Origin of the sequence: Haematobacter missouriensis (genome assembly GCF_000740775.1) — a bacterium.
In the GTDB taxonomy this organism is placed as follows: domain Bacteria; phylum Pseudomonadota; class Alphaproteobacteria; order Rhodobacterales; family Rhodobacteraceae; genus Haematobacter; species Haematobacter missouriensis.
In genome coordinates, this window is the sequence record NZ_JFGS01000009.1 from 17,365 (window position 1) to 28,572 (window position 11,208).

8 protein-coding genes are annotated in these 11,208 nt (G+C 63.5%); all 8 read left to right on the top strand.

What is annotated here, in order from left to right:
- The 8 genes from CG51_RS08605 to CG51_RS08640 all read left to right on the top strand — a co-directional run bounded on the left by CG51_RS08605 (position 1) and on the right by CG51_RS08640 (position 10,972).
- Complete coding sequence (locus tag CG51_RS08605) at positions 1 to 3,954, top strand: baseplate multidomain protein megatron (RefSeq protein ID WP_035743991.1); 3,954 nt, start codon at positions 1 to 3, stop codon at positions 3,952 to 3,954.
- A gap of 18 nt (positions 3,955 to 3,972) precedes the next feature.
- Positions 3,973 to 4,716 carry a DUF2793 domain-containing protein gene (locus tag CG51_RS08610; RefSeq protein ID WP_035743993.1) on the top strand — a complete coding sequence of 248 codons (744 nt, stop codon included), beginning with the start codon at positions 3,973 to 3,975 and terminating at the stop codon, positions 4,714 to 4,716.
- On the top strand, positions 4,713 to 5,150 hold the full coding sequence (locus CG51_RS08615) for a hypothetical protein (protein WP_051930295.1): 438 nt from the start codon (positions 4,713 to 4,715) through the stop codon (positions 5,148 to 5,150). Before CG51_RS08610 ends, CG51_RS08615 begins: the two co-directional genes overlap by 4 nt.
- Positions 5,122 to 5,418 carry a hypothetical protein gene (locus CG51_RS08620; RefSeq protein ID WP_143412940.1) on the top strand — a complete coding sequence of 99 codons (297 nt, stop codon included), beginning with the start codon at positions 5,122 to 5,124 and terminating at the stop codon, positions 5,416 to 5,418. The genes CG51_RS08615 and CG51_RS08620 overlap by 29 nt, the downstream gene beginning before the upstream one ends.
- 88 nt (positions 5,419 to 5,506) lie before the next feature.
- A complete protein-coding gene (locus tag CG51_RS08625) occupies positions 5,507 to 6,175 on the top strand; it encodes a YcbK family protein (RefSeq protein ID WP_035743997.1) in 669 nt (222 codons plus the stop codon).
- Complete coding sequence (locus CG51_RS08630; RefSeq protein WP_035743998.1) at positions 6,172 to 6,408, top strand: hypothetical protein; 237 nt, start codon at positions 6,172 to 6,174, stop codon at positions 6,406 to 6,408. The genes CG51_RS08625 and CG51_RS08630 overlap by 4 nt, the downstream gene beginning before the upstream one ends.
- A gap of 423 nt (positions 6,409 to 6,831) precedes the next feature.
- Positions 6,832 to 7,686: a hypothetical protein gene (locus tag CG51_RS08635; protein ID WP_035744000.1), complete on the top strand. Its 855-nt coding sequence runs from the start codon at positions 6,832 to 6,834 to the stop codon at positions 7,684 to 7,686.
- A complete protein-coding gene (locus tag CG51_RS08640) occupies positions 7,679 to 10,972 on the top strand; it encodes a DEAD/DEAH box helicase (protein WP_035744004.1) in 3,294 nt (1,097 codons plus the stop codon). The genes CG51_RS08635 and CG51_RS08640 overlap by 8 nt, the downstream gene beginning before the upstream one ends.
- The last annotated feature ends 236 nt before the right edge of the window (positions 10,973 to 11,208 follow it).

The window sequence follows — 11,208 nt, forward strand, 5'->3', positions numbered from 1 at the left end:
ATGGCCACCATCGTTCTGGGTGCCGTCGGCACCGCTATCGGCGGCGGCTTCGGAGGCGCTGTGCTGGGCTTTTCCGGCGCCGCGATCGGCGGCATGATCGGCTCCACCGTCGGCAGCATGGTCGACAGCTGGATCGTGTCCTCGATGATGCCGGGCCAACGCATCGAGGGCCAGCGGCTCGACAGCCTGCGCCTGACCTCGGCCACCGAAGGCGTGGTCATCCCCCGGCTCTACGGCCGCATGCGCATCGGCGGCAATATCATCTGGGCCACCGATTTCCGCGAGGAGGTGACCACGCGCAGACAGGGTGGCGGCAAGGGCAGCGGGCCCAAGGTGACCACCACGGACTACAGCTATTACGCATCCTTCGCGGTGGCACTAACGGAGGGCGCGATCACCGGCATCGGGCGCATCTGGGCCGACGGAGAAATCCTCGATCTGAAGGATGTCACGTGGCGCTGGTATCCTGGCGATGAGACCCAGGGGCCCGACCCCTTCATCGCGGCGAAGATGGGGCCGGAGGCGACGCCGGCCTATCGCGGCACCGCCTATGTCATCTTCGAAAACCTGCCGCTGGCCCCCTTCGGCAACCGTTTGCCGCAGCTTTCCTTCGAAGTGTTCCACCCGCTGGCCGATGCCGACACCGCCGAGGGGCTGGTGCCGGCAGTGACAATGATCCCGGCCTCAGGCGAGTTCGCCTATGCCACCTCGATCGTCCGCAAGGCCGAGGGCGGCGCCGAGAACGTCAATGCCATGGCCGGCACCGCCGACATGGTCGTGTCGCTGGACCGGCTCAAGGCCATGGTGCCGGCCGCGCGATCGGTGTCGCTGGTGGTGTCGTGGTTCGGCGATGATCTGCGCTGCGGACAGTGTTCGATCCGACCCAAGGTGGAGATGGCCGCGAAAGACACCACGCCGGCCTGGTCAGTGAACGGCGTCAGTCGGGGCGCCGCGCGCGTGGTCAGTCAGGATGCTAAGGGCCGACCGATCTATGGCGGCACACCGGCGGATTTCTCTGTGGTGGAGGCGATCCGCGCCCTGAAGGCGCGCGGGCATCGCGTCACATTCTATCCGTTCCTCATGCTCGACATCCCCACCGGCAACGCCCTGCCCGACCCGTATTCGGATGATGCCGCCAGCATCGGTCAGGCTATCCTGCCGTGGCGCGGGCGCATCACCTGCGCGCCCGCCGCAGGCTTTGCCGGATCGGTCGACAAGACGGCTGCTGCCGCCGATCAGGTCGCGGCCCTCTTCGGCCGCGCGCAGCCCTCGGATTTCGTTGTGACCGACACCACCGTCACATGGCGCGGCCCGCCCGATGACTGGGGCCTGCGTCGGATGATCCTGCACAACGCCCATCTCTGCGCGCTGGCCGGCGGGGTCGATGCCTTTCTGATCGGATCCGAGATGCGCGGCCTGACCCAGATCCGCTCCAATGCTTCGACCTATCCGGCGGTGGCGCAGTTCCGGTCGCTAGCGGCGGCCGTGCGCCAGATCCTCGGACCCGATACGAAGATCAGCTACGCCGCCGACTGGTCGGAATATTTCGGGCATCATCCGGGCGATGGCAGCGATGATGTGTTCTTCCACCTCGACCCGCTCTGGGCCGATCCGAACATCGATTTCATCGGCATCGACAATTACATGCCGCTCTCGGACTGGCGCGATGGCTGGGATCATCTCGATGCGCAGGCCTGGCCCTCGATCTACGACCGCGGCTATCTGCAGAGCAATATCGCCGGCGGTGAGGGCTATGACTGGTTCTATGCCAACGAGGCCGATCGGGCGGCGCAGATCCGGACGCCGATCGCCGACGGCGCCCATGGCAAGCCTTGGGTGTTCCGTTTCAAGGATCTGAAGAGCTGGTGGTCAAATGTACATCATGAACAGCCCGGTGGGATCGAAGCGGCGACACCGACGGCATGGCTGCCGCAGTCGAAACCGATCCGCTTCACCGAGCTCGGCTGCCCTGCCATCGACCGCGGCAGCAACCAGCCCAATGTCTTCTACGACCCGAAGTCCTCGGAAAGCTTCCTGCCGCATTTCTCGCGCGGCTGGCGCGACGATGCCATCCAGCGGGCCTATCTCGAAGCTACCTATCTGTTCTGGGGCGATGCCGCGAACAATCCAACCTCTTCGCGCTATGCCGGTTGCATGGTGGATGTGACGGAAAGCGCGGCCTGGACATGGGACGCCCGGCCCTACCCGTTCTTTCCGGAACTCTCCGACATCTGGTCGGACGGCGCCCACTGGCGGCTCGGCCATTGGCTGACCGGGCGGCTGGGCGCCGTGTCGCTCGCGGCCCTCGTGCGGCACCTCTGCCTGCGCGCTGGAATTCGGGAAGATTGGATCGACGTGTCAGGCCTGGCCGGCGCCTGCGACGGGTTCGTCATCAACGCGCTGGAAGCGCCCCGCACCTCGATCACCGGGCTGGCGCGGCATTTCGGCTTCGATGCTGTCGAGAGCGAGGGTGTGATCCGCTTCATCATACGCGGCCGGGCGCCGGTGGCGGTGGCGTCGCCGGACGACATGGTCGGGTTCAGTGGCGACGGCGAGGTCATGGATCTGACCCGCGGGCAGGAAACCGAACTGCCGCAGGCGCTGAAATGGCAGGTCGCCCGCGCCGATGAGGACTATGACACCCTGACCGTCGAGGCACGCCGCATCACCGTGGAGGCCGGCCGCGTCGCCTCGGACAGTCTCGCCGTCGCCGTGCCGCCCGAAGAGGCCGATCGCCGCTGCCGCCGGGCGCTGATGGAGGCCTGGACCGGTCGCGAGACCGGTGCTTTCCGCCTGCCGCCGTCGCGGCTGGCGCTGGACCCGGGCGATGTCGTGCATCTGGATCATGACGGTCGCTTGGTGGAAATGCGCATCCTGTCGATCGCTGATGCCGAGGCCCGGGCCATCGAGGCGATCCGGCAGGACCGCGACACCTACGACCTGCCGCCCGGCAGTCCGCGCCCCGCCGCGCTGGCGCGACCGTTGGTGTTCAGCCCGCCGGACATCGCCTTTCTCGATCTGCCACAGCTGCGCGAAGATCAGGCCCCGCATCAGCCGCTGCTCGCCGCGCAGGCGAAGCCGTGGCCGGGGACGATGGCGGTCTGGCGCAGCTTTGAGACCTCCGGCTTCGATCTGGTGTCCACCTTCAGCAGCCGCGCTCGGATGGGCACCTTGGCGGCCCCGCTCTATGCCGGCCCGGTCTCCCGCTTCGACCACGGCAATCAGATCACTGTCGACATCATCGACGCCACGCTGGAAAGCGTCACCGACCTGCGGCTCTTCGCCGGCGAGAACGCCATGGCGGTGGCGCAGCCGGAGGGCGGCTGGGAGATCCTGCAGTTCGGTCGGGCCGAGCTGATCGCGCCCGGGCGCTACCGCCTCACGCGCCTGCTGCGCGGGCAGCGTGGTACCGAGGGTGAGATGGCGCCCATGGTCGCGGCCGGCGCCCGCGTGGTGATGCTCGACGAGCAGCTGACCGCCCTCTCCATCGCCGAGGCCGATCTCGGCCTGCCTGCCAACTGGCGCATCGGTCCGGCCTCCGAGCCCGTCAGCGACGACAGCTATGCCGCGGCTTCCTTCACGCCGGCCGGCATCGGGCTGCGGCCCTTCGCGCCGGTGCATGTCACCCAGCCATGGCGGCGCGGTCGGGAGCCGGGTGATCTGACGATCCGCTGGGTGCGGCGCGACCGGGCCTTGGCCGCGGACAGCTGGAATGCCGCCGCCATTCCGATGAGCGAGGCGGCAGAGATGTGGGAAGTGGAGATCCTGAACGACGATGGCACAGTGGTGCGGGTGCTGAACAGTTCCGCCACCGACGTCATCTACACGGCCGCCCAGCAACAGGCCGACTTCAGTCGCCTGCTCGGCCCCGGCGACAGCCTCGCTATCCGCATCGCCCAGATCGGCCAGGCCTATGGGCCGGGCGCGGCGACACCCACCACCCTCTGGTTCTGATCTTCAGGAGAGATTTCCATGTCCGAGACCACGGCGCATCTGGCGCTGCCTTTTCTCATGGCGGCACAGGCGCAGAAACATGTCACCCATAACGAAGCCCTGCGCATGCTCGACAGCATGGTCCAACTCTCGGTGCTGGATCGGCACCTGACCGCGCCGCCTTTGAGCCCGGCCGAGGGCGCGCGCTACATCGTGCCGGCCAATGCAACCGGGCTCTGGGCCGGCTGGGGAAACAGCGTCGCCTGCTGGCTCGATGGGGCCTGGATGCGCTTCATGCCAGCACCCGGTTGGCTCGCTTGGGTCGTCGATGAGGCACAGGTGCTGGTCTGGACCGGCGCCGCCTGGGTGCCGATGATCTCGGCCATGGGCTTTGTCACGCAGGGCGCCATGGTGGCTGTGGCCAAAGGTCCGAACGGCGCCACCACCGGGATGTCGGTGACGGAACAGACGCTCTCGGGTCTGTCAGGTTCCAGCCGCGACAGCACCATCGTCATTCCGGACCGCGCCATCGTGCTCGGCGTTTCCTGCCGCACCGTCACCGCGATCACCGGCGCCACCTCCTATGATTGCGGCGTTGCAGGCGAACCGTCGAAGTTCGGCGGATCGCTGGGTGTGGCCGCGGGCAGCACCAATCGCGGCGTCATCGGCCCGCAGGCGTTCTATGCCGACACGAAGATCCGTCTCACCGCGCGGGGCGGGAGTTTCACCGGCGGCGCCGTGCGCATTGCCATCCACACCCTCACCGTCGGCCTGCCGTCGTGAAGCTGTCGGATGTCCTGCTGCAGCATGGCCGGGCGCTCGAGTGGATGACCAGTGCCCTGCTGCTGGCCTTCGCCATCACCCTCGCGCTGCCCGGCGATACGCTGGCCGCCAGCCCGAGTTTTGCCGGCTTCGTCAGCGCCGGCCTCGATGAGGCGGCGCTGGCCATGCCGATCTCATGGATCGCCGCCATGCGCATGGCCGGGCTCTACGTGAACGGCGCGTGGCGCAGATCGCCGCTGCTCAGGATGATCGGCGCAGTGCTGGGCGCCGGGGTGTTCGCGTTCCTCGCGACCATGTTCGCCCTGCCCTGGCTTATTGGCCAGCAGAGCGCCCTCGGCATCGGCGCCGGCGTCTATGCGGTCGCCTGTCTCTTCGATCTTCTCGCAGCCTACAGGACCGGTGCCGATGTTGGACATTCTGAACGGCTTGGATGAGGCCGCGTGGGCCGGCCTGACCGCGCTTACGCTGGCCATCATCGGCGCCATCGGTGCGGTGCTGAAGGGCATGCGCCGGCATCCGGCCGAGACCGGGCAGGCGATCATCGATCCCTTCGCCGGCATCACCGCAGAAATCCGCGCGCTGACCGATCGGCAGGTTGCCACCGCAGCTGAGGCCGATCGCCGCTTTGACCGCATCGACCGCGAACTGGCCCGCATCCATACCGACACGCAGGTCATCCGCGAACGCTGCGCCCCGCGCTGATCGCAGCGCCAACAGCCACAACCCGCACGACCAGCCCATCCCGCAGTCCCCGATCCGGGGCTGCGGCATTTTCCCATGGAGATCCCGCATGACCTTCTATCAGCACTGGCGCAATGTCCCGGCCTCGGCATGGCGCTGGCCCGACTTCTCGCCCGCCGAAATTGCCTGCCGCGGCACCGGCCGGCTCCTCGTCAACGAGGATGCCCTCGACCAGCTGCAGACGCTGCGCACCGCGATCGGCCGGCCGATGATCGTCAATTCCGGCTATCGCAGCCCCGAGCACAATGCTCGCGTCGGCGGCGCCCCGAAGTCACAGCACCTGCAGGGCGCGGCCTTCGATATCTCCATGGCGAACCACGATCCGGCCGACTTCATCGCCGCCGCCTGCAGGGCCGGCTTCCGCGGCATCGGCACCTATCCGCGCTCGAACTTCGTTCATATCGATATCGGTCCCGCCCGCAGCTGGGGCGCGCCGTTTCCCGCAAGAGCATCGCGCTTCGCCGCGGACAGGCCGCCCGCGCGCGAGCAGTTGGCAGAAAGTCGGACCATTAAAGGCGGCGGCACAGCCGGCGTGGCCACGATCGGCGCCGCCGGCATCGAGGTGCTACAGGACAGTCTGGCCGATGCCCAGGGATCGGTGCAGTCGCTGGTGCCCTATCTCGACACCTTCCGCTGGAACTTCATCGCCCTGGCACTGGCCGGCGTCGCGGTGACCATCCATGCCCGGCTCGATGACTGGCGGCGGGGACAGAGATGATCGCCCTCACCGCGCTCTGGCGCCGCAGCCTGCCCTGGCTGGCGCTGATCGCCGCCATTCTCCTCTTCATTCTTGGCGCACGGAGATCCGGCGAACAGGCCGGACGTGCGGCCGAGCGCCTGCAGCACACCGAAAGGACCAATGATGCGCTACGCCGGATGCTGGAGGCCGGGGCGGATCGGCCCCGTGATCGCGATGACCTTGCTCGGCGCCTGCGCGACGGGCGGTTCTGAGCATGGCGCATGTCCGCCGGTGGTGGCGTATTCGGTCGAGGACCAGCAGCGGATGGCGGCGGAGGTCCATGCGCTGCCGCAGGGTTCTGTTATCTTTGGCACTATGGCGGATTATCATGTTCTGCGGCAGCAGGTACAGGCTTGTGGGGGCGCCCAAACAAGTCGACACGGTTGAAACCGGACGGGAAGCCGCCTGACACTGGTGCAGCATCGCTACTACGGCGAGCGTAGGAAAGCGGTCGTCACTCAAGGCGCAGCAGTCAACCTCCCCCACAACCCGTACCAGGCGAAAAGCGGCCTCGAGCTGGTGCGTGATCAAACCCGCAACGCGACCGGACAGGCAGCTATGGGTGCATGGCTATTGCCGAGACCCTCGTATATCTTCTGGGTAGTTTGGATATATAGTCTTGGGTAAGCGCCAGAATGCCTATTGCTCTGAATCATCAGCCTACCAAGGAATGTAACTTTTCGGAGTGGTCGATTGAAAAGAAGAATCGTTCAAAGCTAATCGAAGTTATCGCCTATCTCTATTTGCGACAGGAGGAAAACGCCCAGCGAATTATCAGTGCTCTAGAGCCGCGAAAGCGCGTTTCAAAAGGCAGGGTTGCCCAGAATGTTGTTAGAAAGCTGACGGCTCCGCATGCGGAGGATGTCGAGCTATTCCTGTCAGGAACCGACGCGCAGAAGGACGCGGCGAAAAAGCGTATCAGGACGACTGTTATTCATCGCGACGGGCTTCTGTTTCAACATATCTCTTGGGTTGCAGCGCGGCTGGATCTCCCGAACGGCTATATGACGTCACCTCATGTCCGGCAGGCAGATAAAGGCTTTGACGGTTTTATCATCGAACTGGATGATGGCGCGCGCGAGATCAAACGCATTGTGCTTTGTGAGGACAAGGCTTCGAAAGCGCCCCGCAGCCTCATAAATTCCAAAGTATGGCCTGAAATCGGAAGCATTCTGTGCGGCGATCGCGATGATGAGATCCTCGCCGACCTCGTGACCTTGCTGAAGGGTGTCCCTGACATCGACGCTGAGGCGGCGGTTGACGAGATGTTCTGGGAAGGCGCTCGCGAATTCAGAGTTGCTGTGGCGACCGGCGAAGATCAGCGCAAGGCCGGGAATTTTTTGCACATCATGGCAGGCTTTGAAGCGGTCGTAGGTGGTGAGCTTGAATCCCGCACGGCCGGCGTGCTGGCCTTTAAGGATGTACGCAAGGGGTTGGCCCTTCTCGCCAGCAAGGTGGCTGCCAAGGTCGAGGAGATCGCCGGTGTTTGACCCAAGTTCCCGCGCTCTCCTGCGACAGGCGCCGGACCTGCCTGGCCTCGACCCTGAAACGCTGGACGAGTTGTTGACGGCCGCTCACATAGAGCTAGCTACGGTACGCCTTCTGTCCCGCGAAGGTGGGCCTGAGGCCGCAAGCGACGTGCTCGACCGAGTGCGACGCCTTGCTTCGACCTTCGAAGCCTACGTCGCGCTCAATCTTCGACCTGAGCAGACGCGCGCTGCGGCTTTCGTCGCCGCGTGTGCTCATCAGATATTGAGCCGTGTTCGCGAAACTGTATCGGGCCGCCCAACCGTTGTTTCGGGCGATGCAATCGGGTCATCGATTTCGGCGACGCTCCTGTTCCTGATTGCTGATCGGGCGGCTGACGCCGCGGAAGTGGCGGGTCAACTCCGGGCCAAGGGCGAAGGGCGGGCAGTTCGACGATCTCTGATTCTGAGCGTTCGGGAATTGGCAACAAGCAATCTCACCACACTGATAGAACGCGACCTTAGCGACGACCCCATTGCCACGGGCGATAGCCGCGAGGTAGCCACCGACCTTCTTTTGAGGGAATGTGCCTACGTGGTTCAGGGACTTGGACAGGAGGCGCGAGGGCGCGTTGTGTCCGACCCTGACATCCGCTTGAGGCTTAAGCGTGTCATCCGCTTGTCGGAGGCCTCAGAAGTTGAAATCGACCCCGCGCTGGAAGGCACCGTGCACCACCAGTTCGCCGGGCCGCATCATCTGGCAACGCTCTTGAGCCGGCTCGTCGATGGCATGCAGGCCGCAATGCTGGTTCGGCTGCCAACACCATCTGGAGCGCAAGCCAATACATGGACCGACTGGCTCCTGTCGCAGACTCACTCGCGTCCGTTTCTATGGATCAATCACCTGAAAGCGGTCAGGACGGGATACCTGGACCGTGGCAAGTCCATGGTGATGACTTCTCCCACCGGTTCGGGGAAGACCACACTATCCGTCCTGAAAATTGCAGCGACACTAAGTGCGGGCGAAAGCGTCGTCTACCTGGCGCCAACTCATGCTCTCGTCGATCAAGTTGAGACCGATCTCTCTGCGCAAATTGGTGACCTCGAGTCGGTTAGCGTCGTTGAAGACGTTGCGCTTGATGAGCTTGGCGACAGGCTACCGCCATTCTCGGTCATGACGCCCGAGCGTTGCCTTGCCCTCCTGGGCTTCGCGCCCGAGCTATTCGACAATGTTGGCCTCCTTGTCTTTGATGAATTCCATCTCATTAGTGCCGATGATCCGGCTACCTCATCGAAGGTCAGCGCACGCGCCATCGACGCGATGCTGGCGCTGCTCACGTTTCTTCGTCGTCGCAAGGAAGCAGACTTGCTGCTGTTATCTGCGATGGTCGCAAACGGTGCCGAAATAGCACGTTGGCTGCAGGCCGTGACGGGAAGGGAGGTCGAGGCGTTCGACGATCCTTGGAAGCCAACACGGCAACTTCGATCTTGCGTCATCTATAATCGATCCGACGTGCTTGAGGCCGAGAAAGCCGCATCGAAAGCAAAGACGCAGGCGGCGCGGAGCCGTGTTCCCGCACAACCTCTCGGGCTCTTTTCGTTGATCTCTGGATGGCATCCAAAGAGGCCAGAGAAGCTGGTCGTGCAGGCGCTCACGGAACGACGACCGCCGCTTGTGAAAAACGCCAAGGGTAAATTGACTTCGAACAGGAACGAAGTCGCTGCCCAGATTGCAGCCGACTATGCGACCGTCGGAAAGCGCGTGATCGTTTTCTGCAACGACACCAAGGCATGCGGGAGCGTTGCGGGCCAGATCAATGGACTGTTGGCACCCGCTACAATCGCGCTGGACGAGGCGCAGGAGGAAATGCGCAAGTCAGTTCTTAAAGATGTGGGAGCGGCCGACGCCACATTCGATCCCACGGGATGCAGGGCGGCGGTGCATCATGGTGATCTGCTGCCATTGGAGCGGAGGCTGACGGAAAGCGTTTTTCGGGTTCGCAGGGACGCCGAGAGCGAGGATCTCGGCCTTGATGTGGTCGCCGCGACCTCCACGATTGCGCAAGGGTTGAATCTTCCGTGCGATGTCGTGATTCTCGCGGGCACCGACAGGAGCACGGTTGATGACCCAAGCGGCAATCCTCGCACGGACTTGCGTCCTCACGAGATACTCAATGCCCTCGGGAGGGCTGGACGTGCGGCGTATGCTGCAACCGGTCTGGCGATCGTTGTTCCCGCAAAACCCATCGGTGTGAAAATAGGGAACCTCTCTCTTCCCTCCGAAGGAATTCTGAAGACCATCTTCTCCGAGCAGGATGCCTGTGACGTGGTGTATGATCCGATCGAGTTGCTTCTTGATCGGATCGAGGTATCCGCTAACCCTGATCCAAAAGTGCAGTCGATAATCCGGCGTTTGTCTGCTGTCACCACAGCAGGAGAGAGCGGCTTCGACGATATCGTTCGCCGTTCGCTGGGGTTTTTCCAGCGTAGGGAAGCTAATGCTTTGAGGGCGGACAAATGGCTTGAACGTCGCCGGACCGCGCTCAGGGCTGCCGAGGAACAACTGGAAGATCCGCCCGTTCTTGATTGGCAACGGGAAATTGCTGTCCGCAATGGTGTTCCGCCAAGGCTGATTGGAAGATTGGCCGAGGCGTTGGATCATGCGCCAGTTGAAATGACGGCAACCGAGGACTGGATCAACTGGCTGCTGGATATCGTGGCCGAGCAACCTTTGGATTTGACGATCTTCGTCAGAGAAACAGCTCTTGAGTCCGTGTTCGGCCGCGCCTACACGAACACGACAAAGCCCAAAGCCACCGCTAAGCGGATATTGGCAGCGCTTAAGACGTTGGTCTCAATGTGGTGCGAAGGGCGCACGCTCGTCGAGATCGAGGCATGGCTTCTCGCTTTCATTCGGAAACACGAGGGAGAGGTCAGACAGCAGGCAAATCAGTCCTCGACAGCGCAGCGGGCTCGCCGGTTCGTCATACGCATTACCCCCGATCTTGGCTTCCTGTGTGGCGTGCTCGGGCAGATCGTCGCCTATAGAGCCGCTGAAGCGGGCGAGGTTATGCTTCCTGTAATAGACATGCTACCGCAGATGGTGCGAGCTGGGGACTATGATCGCCATCACGCGGCGTTGAGACAATCAACATCGAACGCCTCGCGGGTCGAAACCTTTGAAACATACTCCGCGCTACAAGGTTACTTCATGGCTGGCGCATCGGCAGAAATGGATGTTGTTCGAGATGAAGTTTCGACCGCAATTCTGCTCCAGTCGTTCAATGATGCCAACGACCTCGAGTTCTGACTCGCCAAGGAATCCCGTCGGCGTGAAAGCCTGAAGCACATGTCCTCGAAGGGGCATGTGTCAGCCGGCATCGAAGCCACCGCGTCTTGGTCCCGGCCCTATCTTCCCACCCAGCTCGTTTTTGTTGAGTCTGTGTTGAGTCACGCGCAGACGTCAAAAAGCCCCGCGGCGCGGCGGGGCGTAAGTCTTTGTAACTTCTGGTTTATTTGGTTGCGGGGACAGGATTTGAACCTGTG